Annotated in this window: 5 protein-coding genes; all 5 read left to right on the top strand. The window is 52.9% G+C overall.

Translation table 11 applies throughout. The annotated features are described in order from the left end of the window. Positions 1-110: 110 nt before the first annotated feature. Genes HGH92_RS03945 through HGH92_RS03925 form a run of 5 tightly spaced genes read left to right on the top strand, consistent with a single transcriptional unit; the run spans position 111 to position 22,431 of the window. Complete coding sequence (locus HGH92_RS03945; protein ID WP_168869449.1) at positions 111-1,763, top strand: Hint domain-containing protein; 1,653 nt, start codon at positions 111-113, stop codon at positions 1,761-1,763. Between the two features lie 12 nt (positions 1,764-1,775). After that, a complete protein-coding gene (locus HGH92_RS03940) occupies positions 1,776-5,351 on the top strand; it encodes a hypothetical protein (RefSeq protein ID WP_168869448.1) in 3,576 nt (1,191 codons plus the stop codon). Beyond that, complete coding sequence (locus HGH92_RS03935; protein WP_168869447.1) at positions 5,348-8,971, top strand: hemagglutinin protein; 3,624 nt, start codon at positions 5,348-5,350, stop codon at positions 8,969-8,971. Before HGH92_RS03940 ends, HGH92_RS03935 begins: the two co-directional genes overlap by 4 nt. A gap of 19 nt (positions 8,972-8,990) precedes the next feature. Next, on the top strand, positions 8,991-10,499 hold the full coding sequence (locus HGH92_RS03930) for a hypothetical protein (protein WP_168869446.1): 1,509 nt from the start codon (positions 8,991-8,993) through the stop codon (positions 10,497-10,499). A gap of 13 nt (positions 10,500-10,512) precedes the next feature. Beyond that, complete coding sequence (locus tag HGH92_RS03925; RefSeq protein WP_168869445.1) at positions 10,513-22,431, top strand: hypothetical protein; 11,919 nt, start codon at positions 10,513-10,515, stop codon at positions 22,429-22,431. The last annotated feature ends 27 nt before the right edge of the window (positions 22,432-22,458 follow it).

Genomic DNA, 22,458 nt, shown 5'->3' with positions numbered 1-22,458 from the left:
CGCTCTCCTGTATGTTGATTGTACAAAATCAAAAACGATTAGCATTGCGAATCAAAAAGAATATCTTACCTTAACTTCTCAGTATCCCCGAAACCATTAAACCCCTTTATATGAGCCCTCAACCAGACCTTGCGGTACAGCGTGCCAATGCACTACTGTCATTCCACCAGTCATTGCCTGCAGGCAAAACCACTCCACTTAATCTTTCCGATGCAGACCAATGCAAACATGCTGAAGTGATGCTGCAGGCAGCCGGCCGTTTCAGCGATGCTTATCCACACCTGTACAAAGCCTTGTATGGCGGCAGCAACCACAGCCCTGAAGGCATGGACACAGTTCATCTGGTGGATTCCGGAAAAACGGCAGCGGGAAAAGCAACAGCGTCAGTGATGGCTTGCTCCGGCGGCAACAATATGATAAGCGGCGGTCACCTCGTGATATTCGATGCCGACAGTGGCGAACTGCTGGCACAGGGAGAGAATACCTCCGTAAGAAGCGGTGTTGTAGTATGTTCTACGCGTGCTGCTTCAGCATTGCCTGCGGGAAAAAAGCTCTCTGTTTTGTACCTCGGCCATACCACTGGCGATGATGGGGCTACCCGGTTTTTCAGCTATGCGAACACGGTTAGCGTAGGCAATGGCATCACCGTAAAAGTAACCGATCCTGTCATCAAAAATTCGACGGACGGCCTTATCCATCTTGGCGTAGGCAGGACAGGAGGGTATCCCACCAGCGATTATATTTATACCGAACCACAGAACCTTAACAATCCCTGGGTCATTTCGCCATTTACCGGCACTGTGCCGCTTAGTGGCGTTATCGATATACAGCATCTCACGGTCGCAGACCTCACTACAAATATTGTGATTCAAAAAACCGGCGGCACTAACATCACATTAAACCGCTCAACCCAGTTCACGCCAGATTCAAGATTTGTAGCTGCTTTCTTTGTTGGAATCTCTCCCAATATTTTACAGTTTAATTTTCCATATGATGGTTTGAGCCATTCCAATACAAGGTCCATCGTCTATGATTCCACTTCTTTTGGCAGTGAAGTGGTGAGCTATTTTTACTTTGCCTTTAACGGTATTCCGCTGCAGGGTGGGGCAGTCGCACCGCCTTTTTATGTATGTAGCATTAATTTCCCCGATGAACCCTCGCTCAATTGTACCAAGATCCCCAACCTCTATTACTGGTGGCATTGCCTGGCCAAAGGCACATTGGTGACACTGGAAGATGGCTCGCAAAAACCGATAGAGGAAATAACACAGGACTACCGGGTGAAAACCGCCGACGGTAAAAGCCTTGGCGTATACGCCACCGTAAAAGGCACACATACCTCCAATGGCACGCCCGGCGAAGACGGCATATACAAAGTGACAACAGCCAATGGAAAAAGTTTTGTGGCCACAGGCGATCACATGGTGTTTACCGCTGCCAACAAATGTAGCAGCGTGCATGACCTCGCGGCAGGCGACGGCATACTCACTGAGGAAGGTGTGTCAACAGTAAAAAGTAAGGATGCCATATCATATGACGATACGTTCTATGCGCTGGCATTGGGGCATCCCGATGAGCAGGCTGCTCCTGGCTTCCCCAAAAACATGGCAGGCTATTATGCCGCCGGCGTATTACATGCCGACCAGAACGCCATGCGTACTCAAACAGCTGCCAGGTACAAAGATCCCGACTATATGCTGCCCCGTATGAAACAGGAGCTTCACCAGGATTACACTTCTGCATTGAACGATATGCGTTCTTAATATTTATTCCGCATGGCTACAAGCGTTATTCAAAACCTTTATTATGCCAGCCCCTATTCGCAATTGCCACCGGGCGTTGGCACGGCAGGTATCACCCTGCAAACAGATCCCAGTCAGTCGCCCACGCCGGCAAACGTCCGCGACCCGGTACTGGTGATACGGTTACGTATGGCGGCCAACCCGCAGGAAGTAATTGCTGTGTCGCCCACCTCCGGCGCCGGCACCAGTGTGAAGACAGCCTTTATTCAGCCTAAGTTCCCGCTATCCGCCACTGATTCGTATATGCTGGACGTGATATGGGTGAGAAATGGCACGCCGGAACCCAGCATCGACTGGAACGCGGCCATTACTTCAGCGCCCGTCACAGCGGCGGAAGTGTCGATATTAAGCGCCAGCTTCGACGGCACCAACGTCACGGCGGTGCTGGGATATGGCCCCAGCGGAATGGGCGTAGGCGCACAGGTAAATGTATATTCCCTTTCGTTCGGAACATATGTGAATGTCGGCAGCATGCAAACGCAGGGCAATACCGTAACGGTGCCGGTCAATAGTACCGGTTTCCCTGCTGTATTTTTCCTGAGTGCACAGGCAGCCATTCCTACCGCCAACACCGGCGGCGCCGGGTCTTTTTCCGGCCCGTTCAGCCTCGGCCCCGCTACGCCTATTACTGCGGCCTGTGGCATACCTCAGGCTGCTAAAACCATCAGCGCCGCGGCATACAACGGGAATACACTGACGCTTTCCTGGGCGCTCGATGCCATAACAGGCTGTGTTGATCCTGACTCCAGCCGCATACAGGTGCTGGCCAACGGAAAAGTTATCGCCCACTATACCGGCGGCCCCTTGTCGGCCATCGTTCCATTGGAGGCCTACGGGCAAAACGGTATCACCATCGCCGTCAGCACGGTTTCAAATAATATCGGCAGCAAACCTTTAACGTTCAGCCTGATCACCACCTCACCGGAGATCACGAACGTGGTGGCCAACAAGTCTTCCGGCAAGGTGACTGCCAGCGTCACCATTCCGACAGGACTGGCAGTACAGGGATATTTAATGGATGGAGACAATGTGCTGGCAGGACCTGTAACAGCCAACGGCAATGTGCTGATCTTCGACTATGCGACGGCTAAATATAATGTGGAGGGCATGGTCGGACTGAGTGTGAGAGGTAACATCGCTTCTGCCGACGGGACCATCACAGGCCCGCGAAGCAAGCCGGCAGTGTTGCTGGCAACAACGCCTTCGCTGAAACTCGCAAATATCCGCACCGATCCCGCCAGCGCAACAAAGTGGCGTATCGATCTTACATGGGACCGCCTGCCGGATGCGGCAGAAAATGTTGCAGCCTACACGGTCAGTCTCTTGCAGGACAATGTAACGGTTGCTACCCAAACACTCAATGCCGTAGCCACTACCCTTTCTTTGGACAAGACAGCTATCGATACCGGCAAAACACAAACCATTCAATTGTCCGCCACCGGCGCTACCGGCGGCGCTTCGCCCACCCAAACGCTGTATGCGCTGTTTGCCGCGCCTGTGCTGGCATCGCTTGCCACCACGCAAAACCAGGTGGCCGCCACCTGGAAGGCGCCGCAAATTCCGGCTGGCAATACAATGCCGGTCATATATCGTTTGACCGCTATTGCCGGTGGCACTGTTATTGGCCGTGGCGGCGAAACAACCGCCACCAGCGCGGCGATACCGCTTGCAGACATCGCTGTTCCCGACACCGGAAGCATGAGTGTCATGGTCAGTGTGGCATTAGGGCCTGTAGTGTTGCAACCGGATACGGGCATGGCAGGCGGAACAAGCGCCACGCCGATTCTAAAAGCCCCGGCCATCAAACAGGTGAGCGCCGATCCCCTTACCAATATATCCACCATCAACTGGGCGGCTGTTGATACTGCCAGCACCTACACCGTTGTTTTCACAGACGGTACTTCGCATAAAGACATTGGCACTACTTCCTACCTGTTGCCACAGGCACTTGCCACCGGCGCGCAGATGGGGTATACGGTACAGGCCAATGGTACGGCGAACGGCGTCGCCCTTACCGGACCGCCATCGGTGTTGACGTACATACCCACCAGCGTGGCCGATATAGCATGGGTGAGGTATAACGGAAGTGATGTGAGCCTGGAGTGGACCGGTGTACCGGACGCTTTGAGCTATAATGTTTTTGTGTACGATGAACTAAACAGCAAGGCTTATACCGGTGCTGTCAGTCAGACTTCGGCTTCTTTTACCATTACGTCGGAACCCGGCAGGGTGTACACCGCCTACGTACAGCCGGTAACAATAGACGGTACAGCGCTGAGAGGAGCAAGAGGCACCTTATTCAGTACAGGCGTATACGTGAGCCAGCAACCCTCTGCTACGGCTTACCCTTATGCTTACATTGCGCAGGCCATGCATGCGTTGGGATCTGCTACGGCCAATCCGCCGGCGCAGGTGATTACGCTGTACCTGCCTGAACTGGGCAGTACTGCCGGCGCACTGGGCACTACGGCCATCTCATCAGGACCGTTTAAAATTGAGCCTTCAGGAGTGGCCGCGCTGCCGTACAAGCTAACGATAGCCGGAGACGCCAGCGTATGGACGTTCAATACCATTGCCATAAGGCCGCAGCTGGGACAGGCTTATGTTACTTTCCTGAAAGACATTGAGAAACCACCTGTTGGTGGTGTGCCCGGCGCCACGGCCTATGGTATTGCTTTGGTGCAATCAGCCATCGCCTGCGCCCTGCCGCAGACATTTGCCGAGCAGCTGTATTACAACTTCGGATTTTCAACCACTACCAATACAGGCGCCGGTTATATCGACCTGCGGCCGGGAATGGTACTGCGGGTGACGGCAAGTGATTATGTCAACATTCCGGGCAGCGTGCCCACATGGATCAATGGATATGGTCCGGGCGCCCCGCTCGATTTTGAGATCGGCAGCTATAATGCAGGCGGCAACTGGCGTACCGGCTTTGACGCTTTCCTGAGCACGCTCTCTTCATTAGGCGCGCTGAATGTAAGCGTTCCGGCCCTGAGCACCGGTTATACACAGGCCGGGCTTGCAGGCGCGGTTGATCTCTATTATTCACAATTCATACAACCCTTCTACCGCCTGTATTTTCCGTCAGCCATCAACCCTGCCTGGGGACAGGGGACCAATTCCACCCAGTCGAATTTTACACTGGTGGCGGCGGCGAAATATGCTGACCTGCAGAATACAAACGTCAACCCGTCCGTCACGCCCACGGCTTACTTCCGAGGCAGGACAATCGTGCAGGTCATGATAAAAGTAATGGTGAACGGGATGGAGAGGCTGGTGCCGGTGGGCGCCACCGTGGGCAACCTGCTGGAGCAGCTGAACATGCTGCCGGCAGCCACTTCCGGACTGTCTAAAAACCTTCGTATATACAGGTCCGTTACAGCGGCCATTACCGGCCCGACAGCTTCCGCTTCAATGACGCCACTGCTGGAGTTGCGGGTAGACTGGAACGGGCTTTCTACGTATGCCATGGGCAATGGACTGAATGCCATGTCAGCACCATTGCTGCCTGGCGACCAGGTATTCACTGATAAAACCGGTGTATGAGCGCTCCCGTATTTAACCAGGTAGGCCCGTTATTGTTATATGAGCTGTCTACATTGCCTGTCGGCAATGCACCCGCTTACTGGGCCGGATATTTCGCGACGGCCTCCAGCAATCTTGGCGCAAACGCCGGCACCACCGCGGTGTGGCAGGACATCAGCGGCGGGTTCTATTTATTCCTTGATAAAAAGCCCGCAGATTTCGCCTTGTTCGTACAGGAACTGGAGGCCCTGCGCCCCAGCCTGGGGCCGCCCAATGTGGTGCGTTTTGTATGGATCATGAATGCGGACCAGCCTTCTCTGAGATGGCAAACCACTTCAGGCCTTGCGGAATATACAGGCAGCGGGACGGATATAACGTGGACGCTTACACGTGCAGTGTCATTCCTGTTTGGAGCGTACCAGTTGTCCATTACAGGGCTGAGCGCGTTGACATATATTGACGACACCCGTGGCGGCGGTATACAATTCACCGCCGGTGGCAGCCTGGACGGGCCGGAAGGTGGCTATGCATTTGGGCCGGTGGCCATGAGCTTCACCGGGCCGGCATTAGGCGCTTTCAACAGCGAAATGAATATCCCGCGCCCTTCCAATCCTGATTTTGCAGGTGTATGGAACGCGTTAAACATCGGGCTGCTGTACGGAGCAGCTCCGGCGGCAGAAACAGATCTCCCGGAAGATAATTATACACAAATGGTGTTCATGCCTGTATTCGACAGGCAGAAAGATACGTTGAACCTGGGACTGCTGTTTGATCCGCTTTACCTGCAGGAGCCCACCCGCACGGCGCTAAGCCTGTTTCCGCCAAGTGGCAATCCTTCACTTATACTGGACAGCTACCTGCGCACCACGCGGGGGTACACTATACAGCTGACACCATTGACCGGCAGTGGGGCTATTCCGGACGCCAGGTTTGTCATCGGCGCATGCCCGGTGCAAACCGGTTCGCCCGATGCTGGATTACGGTACCACTTCAGTCCTGATGGCGCATTCCAGGTTACGGTGAAACCGCCGGCCAGTGCGGCTGCCACCGCTTCCGCTACTGTTGTCACCGACCAACTGCTGTTGGGCCTCTCGGGGCTGGAGTATGCCAACCTGGGCAGCAGCACTTACATGATAGCATTTGAAGGCGGCAAGCCCGCCTATATTCCGCCACCGGGAAAAGATAAAAACGTGGCGCCCGATGTGTCGGAAGCGCTGACAGCTGCGGCCACCACGTCACATTTAACGGTACTGTCGGTGAACAACCAGGGAGCGCAGCCGGTGTATTTTGCGCAACCGCAACAGGCGCCGGTATTCTCCAACCGTCAACAGCGTGAAGACAATGTACTCGACTATAATCCCATACCAGCGTACACACTTCATTATAATGAAGCCCAACGGCCGCCGGTATTTCCTTCCGGTGTTTATGCAGGGCTCACCGGCACGGACGTAGCCGTTGCGTCCGGAATGGAAAATGCCAGTATCGCACCATACAGAAGCTATTGCCTCGGAAAGGAGTATGGCACGACGCCTATTAATGAGATGCCTTCACGCCGCGTCCGCGCGGCAAGGGACCCGCTGGGCGTTACACCGCAGGGAATGGTGGCTGAGCTGACACCGGATTACAACGATTACGACGGACTGATACTGGGCAACATGCCCGGCACCGAATATCCAAGGGTAGACCTGAGCGCCGTGCAGGGAAAGTTCAGGCAGGTGCTGCAAAGCAACCAGCTGTTTTTTGTAGCGGCAAATGTGGACGAACTGATGATGGGCACTTCCGTACGTTACATGTTAACAGATGGAGAGAAGCCTTATCTGCTGGCGATGGGTGTCCCGCAAACGATCATCGATGCGGTATATCAAACACTGACAGGTAAAACGCAACCCTTTGAAACAGAAAAAGATTTTGTGGCATGCATCGGCACTGCGGCCACAGTACAATATCTCCCCGATTTTCTAAAGATAGCAGGCATCCTGAAAGTGGAAATGGACGGATGGGTATTCCAGCTCTCGCCCAGGTCATGGCGTACAGATGCCGCCAGTCCCACTATCATGATTGGTAAGTTCTGCAACCGCACGTTGCTGGACCTTGCCAATGACACCAGCAGCTGGCTCTGGCCGGAAGTAGCCGTACGTAAAGACAGTTCACTGGCTGCCACGCAGACCGTGCTGGTGAACATGTTCAACGCTGCTGCAGAACCTGGCGCTTCCGAAGCCTTGAAAATATTTTACAAAAAGGTGGTGAATGATCCGAACTGGAACGGCTTCCTGTTCCTGAATGCACCGGCGGATATCGCTGAAATGCCCGATGAACTGAAGTTTCTTACTGCGGGCATCGACCTTAAACAATTTTACGCGCATCACATCGGCTTCTCACAAACACCTTTTACGGTAGAAAATGGCATGCCCAAACTGGAGCAGACCGCTGCGTTTGGGTTGATCAACTATAACGACCCACTTGATCTCTATGCCGATGAAAGCATTCCGTTTGGCTTTAAGACGATGGTGCTGCTGGTGCGTTTTGCCAACGCCGCACTGGCTGATTTCTCCGCACAGGTGGAACTGATGCTGAACCAAATGCTGGGAACACCGCTCAGCAAACAAATAGCCGCACGCGGTAATAACCTCATCATGGACGGTTCCTACCAGCGTGTGGGCGGCGCGCCCAGCTATTCATTTGCCCTGATAGGACAGAATATTTTTCTGTCGGGCGGGGGCTCGGCGCTTGCCTCCATTGAAGTGTTGTCTGTGCAGCTGGTCAATGGCGGCAATAAGGCCAATCTCACAGAAGTGCTGACCACATTCATTCTTTCGGGTAACCTGAAGTTTGTGCTGATAGAAGGGTTTGATCTTTTCTCTTTTGGGCCCGGGGAAGATGCCAATGCAGATTATTTTTTGCGCTACAGCGGATTAAGCATAGACATGCAGTTTCTTATGACAGCGCCCGAAGACCAGACATTTACAGTGCGTGAGGCAAATACCGCTTTTGATATGACAGCCAGCCTGGCCAGGCCTTCTTCTTTGTTGAATAATTTTCCGTTGACGGTCACCTCCCTGATAGCCAGTCCGGATTTATCTGAAGAAGGGGAGCCGCCCAGTGGGCAAACGCCGGAAGACATGGGCTACACTTCTGTTTCGGCCCCTATCGACCAAACACCGATGAAGCCATCCTGGTACGGCCTTGTGTTTACGCTGGACCTGGGGACGTTTGGCGCATTGACCGGAAGTGTGAGCTTCAAAATATCCATCCTGGCTGCGTGGTCGTTGGGTGGGGGGACAGACGGACTCGCAGTGTATATGGGCCTGAAACTTCCGGGCATTAACGCCATTGCCGGTAGTTTTCCAATACAGGGCGTGTTGAAAATCGGCTTCAGGAATTTTCAGTTTGAAACTTACCAGACCAACGATAAGAAGCTGGGATACTTATTACGCCTGCGTAATTTTTCCCTGTCTGTATTGTTATGGAGTTTTCCGCCGGGAAACAATAACATCATACTGTTCGGCCAGCCTGGCAACCCCAGAGGATCACTAGGCTGGTATGCAGCGTATGACAGCGGCACCAATAAAAAAACAAATACCATGATTGATCCGGTGCTGCGCCGTCTTGAAACCGGCAGGCGCACACCGCCGGTAGCATAACCTCAAAACCATACAATTTATGGCAACTGGATTTATAGTACTCACCGTAGTGGACGTTGGCCAGGGACAATGCACTTTCCTGGAAGTGTATGACGATAGTAAGACCCCTAAATTGATTCAGACCGTCATGATGGACTGTGGGAGCGACAAAAAAAGCGATGACACGCCTACTAACCTGGAATATATTGCCACCAGGGTGGCATCGATGGCCAAGCCTGCGTTTGATTGCATTATTTTTTCGCACAGCGATAAAGACCACATCAGCCTGACCCAGGATGTACTGGATTTGATCCCCGCCACCAAAAAGCCTGTTGTGAAAAAAGTAGTGTATGGCGGTGACTACGATCAATATGAGAAATCCCATGTTAATATCCTCGATGACCTTCAGACAAACGGTTATTGCACGAAAAAGGATATTATCAGCCCGGGCAGCTATAAAACCAATTATGACAAAAAGAACGGCAAGTTTGCAGGTCGGCCGCTATGGGAAAGCAGTGACAAAGCTGTTAAGATATATTCCGTTGTTGCCAATGTACTATCAAATGATCCCGATTGGGATTCAAATGATGAAGATCTTTGGGGATCAAAGGCTGAGGAAAAAAACCGGGTGTCGATCATCTGCGGCTTATATTATGCCGGCGTATCGTACGTTATTTGCGGAGATGCCACCAATGTGACCATGTCGGTGACCAATCAGCTTTTTAAAGGGACAACGGTCTTTAAAAAAAATGAAATGACCACGTTGCCGCACCATGGCAGCAGGGCAACAGCTTATGCGGTGCCCCGCACGAAAGATCCCAGCGACGCCGCAGTGAAGGTGGTGAACACATTTGCCAAGCTCATGAACTCGAGAATACTCACGGCCAGCGCTTTTGAAAAGCACAGGCATCCGTCTTTGATGCTGATGAACGCCTTTCTGCCTACGCTGACAAAGCCATTCCTTCGCGACGCGAGGCTCAAACAACAAAATACGCACCGGTTGAACGCCTATGTAGATATAGATATCGAGATAAAGAACAATACTCCCCCTCCTACAAAAAAGAAAAAAACGGGCAAGACAAGCGGAGACTTCGTGACACGTGATTCGGTATGGTCTTTTGATTCTACCACCTGTACCTTCACCACCAGATATACTAATCCATGGCTGGTCTATTCTTATAACCTGGGTAATGATAAATGTGAGGCCTCGGATGGCGTGAAAACTAATAAAACCACCAAGGCCCCGGAAGTCATTAACCCACATGCCTGCTGGCAATGGGACGGGCTTTCGGACGGCGAATGTCTTGTAGGTGGTTATGCTGATCTCAGCCTGCCGCTTACAATATTTACAAGCGGCGCCGTGGGATTGGCTATTCAACCCGGTGGTCCTCTGGGAAGAAGAGCTGTGTGGGAATTTGATAAAGATGGAAATGAAATAGCAGGGAAAGACAGCAAGCCATCACCGGTAACCGTCAGGTCAAAAAACATCCCCGCCAGGCAGCCGGCATCCTCCCCAAAACAATTTCAACGCCTGCAACAATTCTATTAAACAGTAATAGACTATGAGCGCTACCAGTGTATATAACGCCCTTAATGACGCTATCCACAATAGTTCCCTTGACCTGTGGACAACCGCCAACAGTTCTACCGATCTCACAGGATTGGTGCCCGTCATGGAGTTGTTTGGTATCCGGTCAAGCTACATGCTTACCAATGTAGCGCTCACCATGTCGCCCAGCGGTACCAGCGTGCTGTTAAGCGGTAGCGGTTCTTTTACCGGCAGTGCCGTCTACCCTGTTACTGCTACAATGCGCTACATGCAGGAAGGCAACGTTTTTTCGCTAATGCTGGCAGTGAAAACAGATTGGGTATTTTCTGATTTTTTCACGCCACTGCCACTCACCTATATGCAGGTACCAGCCATTGCGGAAGGCGTTACCTGGTACGATTCGATTCTGACAGGCATGAAGGTGGGCGCGGCGGAATTTTCAGGCGCCAGCGGAGCCACTTCCCTGTCACTTACCGGCTTTCTGTTACTGCCTGATGAGAATCAGCCGGATAAAAAACACCTGTTAGACAAAACGCCCATGATAGGACCGTGGCCACTCCGTATAACCGGGACCGTTACCATGCCGGACGCTGACCGCACCTATCCGCTGATGAACATCAATGCCACCGGCAGCGCCACCGTAATAGATGCTGGCAGTGAACCGGGCGTACAGGGGCCTCAGCCCATCGCACTCATAAACCCCGGTCTTAACTTCGTCATTGCCCCGCTCTCACAGCCGCAGCCTGGTATCACCGCCTTTTCTACAGTATATCTGTATGGTGATTTTGCTATCGGTAAAATACAGGGGCGTATTCAGACAATCATTCTTTCCACCAACGACCTGTGGAATTTCGTCGTGCTGTTTAAAAAAGAAACCGCCTCACTGGTACAGGGACTTGCAGAACTGATTGGTATTTTTGGTGTTGATCTGCCCCTTCCGATGAACTTTCCGGTGCTGAGTGATTTCTATGTGGCGGAAATAGATATGGACCTGCTGAACAGCGGCACGGACCAGTTCCCGATATTTTCGCTGAATGCGTTCGGGATGACCATACAGTCAGATAAGACCTGGGACCCGCCCGTGCCGTTTGTGACTGTTAACAAGGTCGGGACGCATTGGGTGTGGACCTGGTCTGAAGTGCTTACCGACACCGGTGATTATGTGAAAACGCACGTGGTGACCGGCAGTGTATTCGGCACCATGAACTTTGGATCAAAAGGCTCCACCGTCGTCGTCATTCCTCCTTCCCCGGATAATCCCAATAGCCGGAGAGAATTGTTGGTGCTGAACGATCAAACGGTGTCCTTCGACCTTAAAGTGTCGCTGCCTGATTTGATTATTAGCGGCACGTTGGCAAAAGACAGTTACATCCCCATCGGCAGCGCATTTGCTTATTTCTTTGGCAGCTCCGGCCCCTCTACCGGCCTGCAAACGATGAACGTGACCAAACTGAAATTTTCGGCCGACCCAATAGGTCAAAACTATTTCGCTACCGCAGGTATTCTCTTCGGCGACCCCGCACATCCTGATGCGGTGCAGGGTTGGGAGATCAATCTTTATATAGCTACCATATTGGTGGAAGGGATGGAATTTGATATCGCGCTGAATAACGGGAAAATATCCGGTAGCCTCAGCGGTACATTTTATCTGAAGCAGGGACCACCAGGCAATTACAACCTGCCACGATTCCTGATTTCTGCGGAGTATCCCGTACAGGACCCTGAAACGCCGCAGGGATGGACGCTCAGCGGCAAATTATACGAAGGCACTTCCATTGATCTCGTAGACCTGGTGCAGCGGTTCATCTACGGGGAAGGACATACGAAACCCGACTGGATACCGGATATCCTGGTCGACCGGTTGTATGCCACTTTTGTCACCGGCTCCAAAAAAGACGGCATCCAGATAGTGAAACCTTCCTATACGTTCGGCGCCACTATTTCCGCCCGCTGGGAACCTACGATTTTTGATACGCAGCTGAAAATAAACGCTTCCGCCAGCATTGACATGGAGAAACCTGCCACCGCCGACAAAGCCACAGGCAAGATCAGCGGTATGTTCAGCGTGAACAAGATCAGGCTGTCTGCGGCCCTCACCTTCGGTGTACCGGAAGCTACCTATCTCTTTAAAGTAGAATTTGATAACATATGGCTGCAAGCCACCACGTCCTGGCGCGGTGAACAAAATAACCGCCACCAGGTAGTGTCACTACAGCTGGGCGGTGTAACGCTCGGCGATATCCTGGAATACCTCGTAAACCTCGCTGCACCTACTATCGGATTCAGGCTGGACTCTCCCTGGGACGTGCTGAAACAAATAGACCTGTCCCGCTTCGTGCTGACCATCGATCCCAAAGACAACATTGTAGAGTTTGTGTTTAATGCCAAAGTGGACCTGGTCATAGCGCAACTGGACTCTATCGGCGTACGTTACAGCAGGCAAAGCGGTCAGGGAAAAGTCGACATGATTCTGACCGGCAGCTTCATGGGCCAGCGCTATACGAATGATAATCCATTGAGTTGGGACGTGGTGAACGATCCGCCGCCCGCTGTTCCCGGACAGGGCCAGCACCTGATAGACCTGCGTTACCTGGGCCTGGGCCAGCGTGTTACTTTCATCGGGGATACGCCCAACACTGTCGCGGAGAGCATTGCCAAACTGCGGAAAGACATGACGCCGCCACCCAGTGACGGCAGTCCCATGCCCGCCACCATGCAATATTCAACAGAAAGCCAATGGCTCATTGGTCTGGACATGACGCTCATGAACACGATAGACCTGGGATTTATTTTCAATGACCCAAGGTTGTACGGCCTTTCCATTGCACTGGGAGGCGAACGGGCAGGAGCGCTGGCAGGGCTGAAGTTCGAAATACTCTATAAAAAAATTACGGACGAAATAGGCATGTTCCGTATAGAATTCCAGGTGCCTGATATGTTCCGTACTATTCAACTGGGAGTGGTAACGATCACACTGGGAATCGTAGTCATAGAGATTTATACCAATGGCAATTTCAAAATAGACCTGGGCTTTCCCTACAACCGGAACTTTGCCCGCTCTTTCAGCCTGCAGGCCTATATCTTCATTGGGCGGGGCGGCTTTTATTTCGGGCTGCTTAACGGTGACACCTCTACGCAGGTGCCACGTATTTCCAATGGTACGTTTTCACCGGTGATAGAACTTGGCATCGGCATTGCCGCAGGCGTAGGGCGTGAAATACGTGCAGGCATACTTTCCGGCGGCGCCTATGTAGAGCTGCAGGTAATATTCCAGGGCGTGCTGGCCTGGTTCAACCCCAGCAGCAACGGCTCCGCCTCCGTGACGTATTTCAAATGCCAGGGTGTGGCCGCCCTCTACGGTAAAATATATGGCTCGGTGGATTTTGCCGTGGTAAAGGTTTCCGTGACGCTGGAAGCCTACGTGCAAATCAGCATTATCTATGAGAGCTACCAGCCTATGGTGCTTACACTGGCAGCCGCGGTAAGTGCAAAGGCATCCATCAAAATATTATTCATCAGAATTCATTTCTCCTTCAGTGTAAAACTGGAGATACAGTTTGTAATAGGCTCTGCGCAGCCAACGCCCTGGATACTCAGCAATAACAACGGCAGCTCAAAATCCACGTTGGCAGCGCAAGGGCACACACCGGTGGCATACCGCTCCAAACAAAATTTCTGTTTTAGCAACAACAGGTACCGCCGGTTGAAAGCCCTGCGCAATACACATGATACCGCCCTGAGACGGATGCGGGCAGCAGGTGTTATTACGGGTGATGTCAGCAGCGGTTATGTGCTGCACTGGAAACCTGATAACAAAGTGTTTACCGATTCCCCACGGAAAGCACACCTGACGCTGCTGCCGGCGTTTACCGTGGCTGATGTGCCGGTGAACTGGAATGACACCATTCCTGACAATCCCAATCCTGTTTACAGAAGCGCTTTTGTATTGTTTGCCGATACCGGGATGTCGCCCACTGCCACGGACGCGGCGGCATGTGCCATACGCAGCGCTGCACACAGCGCCATGACTGCCACCGATAACGACACCAGCCTGCTGGCCGCCGATATTTTAACGCAGGGCTTATTGTTATATACTGTCAACGCATTGCCACGCGATGCCGGGGAAGGCAATAACATCACTGCCGGACAAATACAACTGTTACTGGAACAGCTGGACATGCCGGACACGATGGCAACCGGGCTTTCCATCACCGACCTGGCCACCTTCTTCAGCACCAATATTAATTTGTGGATCAGTGGTGATACCGATCCCCGTCCCGATGAAAAATCGGCGATGGTGTTACCGATTCCACCATTCCTTAGCTGGACTTCACCACAAGGAGGTAACATCGATTTTAACACAAAAAATAAAATCGGCCCATGGTATGAGTGGGAGATCTCAAAACTACTGGGCGCCTACTTCCCGGTGGGGAATGAAGCCGGCGGAAAGCCTTCGGATGATGATCCTGCTGCCTACGAATCATTCAGCAGTTTTATGTTCCGCGATTTCTGCCTGATGCTGATACAGAACGGCGTGCAGGAAATGCAGAAGCATCTTGATAATACCACCGTCACAGTACAGGAGATACAAGGCGTGGTGCAGGACCTGGAACAGGTGGCGGCGGCATTGCCGACGGCAACGGTTATATACATCATCTGCTCAGGAGATACGGTTGAAAATGTGGCGGAGCACCTCGGCGCCACACCGGAAGAGCTGCTGTTCCTCAATCCTGCGCTGCCTGCCACGCTGAGCAGCAATCCTGTGGGAACAAGCATCAGCGTTATACTGGGCGTAGCACCTGAGATACTGGGGCTGGACAATGCAGACAAACCCTTCAACATTAATCAGTGTATGCTGGGCACACTGGTACACCAGGCGGCTACAGGTGAAACGTTAAACAGCATCGCGACGTTGTTCCAGCTGGCATCAGCAGCCGATATGCTCGGTTATCACAATCCCGCATTCCCCGACCTGTCATCAGGCAACAATATCCTGAAGGCCGGCGCCGCCTTCGACCTGCCGCAACGCCTGTTTACCAGGGCGCCGGCCGATTTCGTGCAGCTGCGCACAGCGGGAGCATTCTTTGTACGTTATACTGACCTTGCCGTACTGATAAACACGCCGCTGCCTGAAATGGCCAACTGGTACGCGCAGGCCATCGCGGAGCTGAACAAAACATTACTGGACTCACTGTTCCCCAGTCAGCCTGTTCCCGCCTCCGTAGAACTGCCGCCCGGCCATTCCCTGTCAGTGCCGAACGCCTATCACATTGCCTACAAAGAAACGGGTAACACTAACGCCTATACGACTATAGCAGGTGATACGCTGGAACGCATCGGGTTTGCATTGGCATTTCAACAGGATTTTGGCACTACAACACCGCCCGGTGTTCCACAGTGGCCAACTTTCAGGGACGCTGTAACAGCCGCCGGCGCGCAAAGCTGGAATATTCCGGCACAACAGGGACTGATAACAGAGCCGGGTTCCACCATCGAATCACTTACCCGGCAACTGATCATAGACGCAAGCTGGACCAACACCAATCCCTTGTCTCCCTCCACAGGGGTATGGACCTATGACTGGACAAACGTGGCCGTCTGGATCGGTCCGGCCAATATACTGGCGCCGGTGGCTGCTGTGACTGTGCCCAATGCGAAGACTGCGGTGTTTGATGCCGGCACATTGAACTTTAACGTGCTAAATACTACCTACGGTCTGCCGGTAACAGATGCTGCCACCAGGCTCAAAGGCGTGCCCGGACTGTTTGCCAAAGACACAATACTACTGGTAAAACACCTGCCTGCGCAGGATATTGATGTGTTGATCAAAGCGGTGTTAAACGGTGACAGCTTTGCCAGTATCGTTAACCAGTCGTCACGCATGCTCATGTCGGGGCTGCGGCTGCCGGGCCTCAAAGAAGACGGCGGGCATGTGGTGGCCAACCCGGCAACGTCGTTACCATTGTATGACCTTACCGGTCAGCAGTTCAGCGTAGCGGTCAACAAGGACCAACCTGCGGACACAGCGCTCTCCCTGGCACTTTCATCAGAACAGCCGTGGATTGAACTGTTCAATGCCATCACAGTACAACCAGGGCAGACGCTGGCGCAACTGGAACAAACTTATCCCAACCTGCTCATCTACAATCCCGGCCTGAATGAAGATACCTTCAAAGTCGGCATGGTATTGCTGACTGCCACTACCACTACGCTTAGCTACAGTTATACCAATCAGCAGATCCTGGACGCATCGCCGGCAACGGGACTTTCCATTGTGGCAGTGCCGCCTGCGCTTACTGCGCCATCGGTCATGAAGATAAAAGGGACGGTGCCGCGAACGTACGGGCTCGAACATCGTATTGAGTTGCAGTCACCCATGGCGTTGCCCATTCCGCAGGTGCAGGGCCAACAAAATGTGACCGGCAATCCTGGCCTGTGGATGCTTCCGCCGGACCTGATCGATAAAGCACTGGCGCGCGTGGCCACACCGTATGAAATACTGGCTACCCGGCAGGGTTCTCCCGCGGGGAGCGATGCTGTTCAAATGGACAACAGTACGTTTGGCGCTATCATTCCATTTAAAATAAAGCGGCTGGATGATGAAGCCACCCAGTTCAGTTTAATTGGTGTGGATACCGATAAGAGAGATGAACTGCTGCTGATCAGCAGCTGGCTGCACTCGCAGGCGCCGGGCGATAAAACCGCCGCCTACCTGCTACTGTCTCCCGCTCCGGACGCTACCAATACGGCTGGTTTGACAGTACTGGCCAACGATCCAGCCAGGGCTTTCCTGGTAAAAACAAATTTATCCACCATCTCCATGCCGCCGTCGCTGCTGATGGACGCGCCGAAAGGTGCTGTGCCTGACCCCGGCTACTTTGCTTCGATGTCGTTACTGGCTGATTTCCTGGTGTTATTGTGGGAGGGAAGCGTGGTAGGCGGAACGGGTTATTATTTCAGTCCCGGTATCAAGCTGCCTGGCAGCGCTTTCGACCAGCAGGGAAATATCGTGCTGCAGTTGCTGGTCATTGCAGGCACACAACAGGACGTAGCACCGGGTGGCCGCAGCCTGCTGCCGTTCAATAACTGTGCTTTGATAGGTCCGGGTGCGGACAGCGCACAACTATCTATCTACATAGAAAGCAATGGAAGCACAGACCCGTCAGAAACCGTTACACAGGCACTGGTGCCACCAGGCAACGTAGGCTTCGAATTTCTTACAAAAAATCCTGATACGCTCACGGCGGATGATAAAGAGACATTGTTGAAGACGATGTACAGCCTGATGACCTTCGGTGTTGCATCGCAGGCCGGTTCACCGTTTGAAGCGCCGCCTTCGGGTATGCCTGTGGTACCTGACCCTTCGGATGGTGATCCGTCAGAACCCTGGCAAAAAGCGCGGGCCTTCCGCAAGGCAAGGGCCGCAGGGTTAGCGTTGGATGAACCGGAAAAACCATATTGGCAGTACTCACAGGTGATGCCGGTGTCCAGGTTCATAAAGCCCGGTACACCATTGGCAGCGCCCGATGTGAACGGCCTGCCGCCGGTGAAAGGCGATCCTTACCAGGGATTTGGCACACAGGCATCGCTGCCCACCGCCAATTTTGTGTTTGGCTTTGGTGATGTGTTGGGCAACAGGACCGGTGCCAACGGTCCCGGACAAGGCACAACACCTGTAAACGTGGGGTATACTGATAACATGATAGGCATTGGTGACTGGCCATCAACGGCAAGGTATTTTACAGTGCAGAAGGTAAACAATGATGCACAGATCACCGCTGTTGTGGCACCCAGGCCTTCAGAGCTGATGCCGTCGCCATCGCAGAGCGGGGACGTGAACAAAGACCAGATAGTGCAACAGCAACAGAAATACAGCCAGTCGTACTATCAGCTGGTGCAGCCGGGTGTAAATGCATGGCTGGTATCATCACTCCATTTTATTTCCGACCCTCACTACGGCAATAAAGGCACGCAGATAGATGTCAGGCCGCTGTGGCGGTTTGCCGCAGGGGCATACGCGGTCACCAGCAGCGTGGGCATGTTGTCAGCTGCGAAGCCAACAGACTGCGCCACACCGGGCGATATCATCACCAAATACGGCGTGCGTTATGCAGAGCTGGCCATGGCCAATGCCGATACATTGACGGAAGAACTGTTTGGCAGCACTTTACCGGTAGTGCCGGCATATTATCCGTTTGTAGAGCATTTGTCCATCACTGATATGGCTGCGCTGCCGCCCAAGGGCTGGCCCGCCCCGGCTCCGGACGTGCTGTTGACGAACAATGATACGCTGTTGCTGAAAATAGGCGCGGCGCTCACTATCCCCGCCAAAACGATCAATACGGGAGCATCTGCTCCCACACACAGCATGCAGGTGCTGGCAGATGGCAACTACACCAGGGTTATCGACCTGGCCACTGTGAACAGTGCGCTGCCTGTTTTGCAGGAAGGGTTTGAGTTTGCCGTTGAGGTAGATGACGACACCGAAGTAGTGGTGACAGTGGATGCGGTTAATAACAGCTTCGATAAGGTAATTATCCTGTTTGCCAATGCAGGAGTCAATATTACAGTAGCGGCGCTGGCCGATCAGTACAAAGATGTGGAAGGCGTACTGGCTGCGGACAAGTCGCTTTCTGTGTTGACCTATGTGGCACAAAAAGGTAACACATTAAGTGACAATAATAGTGGCGTAAAACTGGCAGACCTGGTTTCAGCGAACCTGACGACCAAAGATCTGTTTGATCCGGGAGCATTGCTTTATTTTGGAGACTTCGCCGGTATTACCGCCGGTGATTCTGCCGATACGCTGAGGCAGTTCGCCGAAAGGTATGCATGCCCGATGGAGTTGTTGCTGAAAGCCAATGCCGTATTTACGCTGCCGGCTTCCAGCAAATTTGTGGTACCGGGCACATTGTCCTGGCCTGCTGACACCATCTCGCTCCGTGTTCCTTATACTATTGCATCCGCTGATACCCTGAATGACATAGCAGCACGGTTCAACTTCAATGCCGCCTCTGGCGCCGCCGGCCAGCAGCTGGCTACGCTGAACGAGAACATGCCGGGAACGCTGATGTCAAACATCGACCTGGTGATACCTGTGGGAGGGACTAACTACACCGTTAACACAGGTACTGACCCATCCTTCGCTTCTGTGCTGAAATCGCTGCAGCAACAGGCCTCTTCCGCTACACTGGCCGATTTGGTGAACGCTATCGGCGGAACGCCGGACAAACTGGCCCCGGGTGGATTATTCGTATGCCCGCCGGCGTTATTGGCGCAGACAACCGCTCCGCAGTCAATACAAAGCATATACAATGTGAGCGCAGGCGCATTTGCACTGGCCAATACAGCGGTACAGCACCTTATTGCCTCCAATGTGGAACTGAAAGCCACAGATCCCGAAGGCAAGATCGTTACTGTCACTACCGCCGGTAATGATACGTTCAACAGCCTTATCACCCGCTTTGCTGAAGCGAAAGTTCTATTGAGCGCTGATGAGATTGTGAATGCCAACCCAACTGCCATGTTGTTTGAACAGCAGGCCATTGCATTGTTACCGCCGGCACAGGTGACATTCCCGGTCAACATCGGACAGGGCGGACCGTATGCGGTACCCGTTGGACCGTTGCAGGTGTCTGTGCGGTTGCTACGGCCTGCGGCGCTTATCTATCCCGGCTTTGAAACACCGGATGGCACAGGTCCCGTTGAAATGGCGGAATCAGATTTTCCGGCGCCGGTAAACAGCAAGGACGCCAAAAGCAGTCTTACGTATAATCAGTTTATCGACGATATGACCAAAGCGCTGGATAAACTGCGGTTGGGCACCGGCCAGGTCAGCGGCGTAGCGCAGGACCTGTGGCAGGTGGAATTTGATGACAACGGCATTAAGAGCGTTACGCTCGAAGGTGCTACCACCGTCAAGGGACAAAAACAGCCGCGGTTCTTTGCGCTGATGCCATTGTACAGCAACCTCGTTACCCGTCCTGTACAGGTGGCGCCATTGAATACTAATGGAACACTCGGCACACCGCAGGACATATCGTATCAAAGCATCGATACAGAATTGTGGGCACGCAGGTTCCTGGAAGATATGGACCGCTTCCTGTCAGGCCCTTATGCCACGGCAGTGTACAATAATGCAGCCATCCGGGACCAGCTGAAAACAGTGATGAACGCCAAGGCTGCTATGATTCCGAAGATAGCAGCAGGTCTGAATACCGTGCTGGACGTTACGGATCCGGGCAAACAACCAGCGCTTGTCAGTGCTGTTGATACTATGAAACAAATGTTGGGCATCAGTCTCGCGAATACCTACGAAGCGGCAGTAATGGTGCAGTACGACTCCACGGTGAATTCGGCATGGCAGAAGGGGCCGGGCCTTATGCCTGCCAACCTGTACGGGCAGGCAGATATCAAAACCGCCGCTGGCGGACCGGTTCCCGGTCTAACCATTATGGCAGCGAAAACAGATCTCTCCAAAGACAAATCTTATGTCAATTTCCTGCTGCTGCTGGATAATCCGGCATTCCATAAAGATGTCTCCGGCTCGTTCGCGTACAACATATCGAATCTTGAATTTAATATCAGTAGTAATAACGTACCACAAAACTACAATGCGTCAGATTGGCTCACCTTTACGCCGTTGCTGACCAGTACTACCAAACCGGCCGCCCTGAAGGGCACCGATCCCGGGAAAGTGGATGTGCCTATTCCATTGAGGAATTTCCCTGAGCTGCCTAAAATAGTAGTGCAGCAGGTCGTACAAAGTTATCCCGATGGAACGCAGGATACCAGTAAGCTGGGCTTGTGGAACTATGAATTTGTGTATACCCACCAGCATGCAGAGCAGGATTATGTGATGATAAAGACAGAATTCAACCTGGGCGCCGGCGCTACGCCAAAGGCATTGCTTACACAGCCAAGAGACCTGTTTACAGAGCTGGCGCAATATGTGAATGTGGCAGATCCGTTATGGGGCCTGTTGCAGGCACTGACGGATAAAAGCAGTACATATGACCCTGTCAGCGTTGCCAATGCAGTACGCACCTTCGCTACGCTGGCCGCTAATGTGGCGGAATATTGGTCCGTGCGGCTGAAACCTTCAGACTTTTATGCACACCCGCAGGAGCTGATGGTGTCCCGGTCCAGCTACTCTTTCAATGCCAGGGTGGGATACCGCGCTAATAAGGACCTGAATGAGCTCACGCTGACCGGTTTGGATGCAACGCCCGGTCCCAATAATACCTGGCCGGAAGTGCACGTGCAAATACCGACCACTGGTTTGTTTATCCAGTTGCAGAGGCAAACGCCGCAGCAAAACTCCACCACGTACCTGGTGCCCCAGGAAATAGAGATACCACCCGTAGCGTGGCCGGTGTTTAAGTTGGTATGGACTGACCTTAACCTGGCAATGGTGCAGAACGCCCGCACGCAAATGAATGTCCAGCGCAACCAGAACCTGTTGGACAATGTGTCCACCAATTCCGCTTTTATCTTCACGACAGATACCGTCATTGCGCCCAGCGTGATTACACCACTAAACAACTTCAGCAAGCGTGTTTATATCAACGGGCTGGGCAACACCCTTACAGATGCGTTGAACGCATGCTTTACCGCTTTATTTGGAAGTGGCATGTCTGGCCAGAAAGTAACTTTTGAGCTGCGGTATGGTTTTGAACTGGTGCCACCTTCAGAAGAGGCGGACGAAGGCCTGGTGACTTACCTGCCGATTGGGTTATATCCTAATCAGACATTGTCAGCCAACACTGCGGCCGCATTGAACGAGGTGGTGCAAACATGGAAGGGGATTAATAACCCGGTGGAAAGAGGCGGGGAGTGGGTGTTTTCCATGAAACTGTATTCGCAGGTTAGCAGCAGCGCCTATTCCCTGATGAACATTGAACATTTGGTATATAAGCTGGATGCGAATTGAGCCGTAGTAAGGTAAGAAACAATGCGT

The sequence above is a fragment of the Chitinophaga varians genome (genome assembly GCF_012641275.1).
Classification (GTDB): domain Bacteria; phylum Bacteroidota; class Bacteroidia; order Chitinophagales; family Chitinophagaceae; genus Chitinophaga; species Chitinophaga varians_A.
This window is presented reverse-complemented; position numbering and strand designations above follow the sequence as displayed.

Bases quoted from the DNA above. Each gene is read 5' to 3' on its own strand.
- HGH92_RS03945 (WP_168869449.1), top strand. From the start codon at position 111: ATGAGCCCTCAACCAGACCTTGCGGTACAGCGTGCCAATGCACTACTG.
- HGH92_RS03940 (WP_168869448.1), top strand. From the start codon at position 1,776: ATGGCTACAAGCGTTATTCAAAACCTTTATTATGCCAGCCCCTATTCG.
- HGH92_RS03935 (WP_168869447.1), top strand. From the start codon at position 5,348: ATGAGCGCTCCCGTATTTAACCAGGTAGGCCCGTTATTGTTATATGAG.
- HGH92_RS03930 (WP_168869446.1), top strand. From the start codon at position 8,991: ATGGCAACTGGATTTATAGTACTCACCGTAGTGGACGTTGGCCAGGGA.
- HGH92_RS03925 (WP_168869445.1), top strand. From the start codon at position 10,513: ATGAGCGCTACCAGTGTATATAACGCCCTTAATGACGCTATCCACAAT.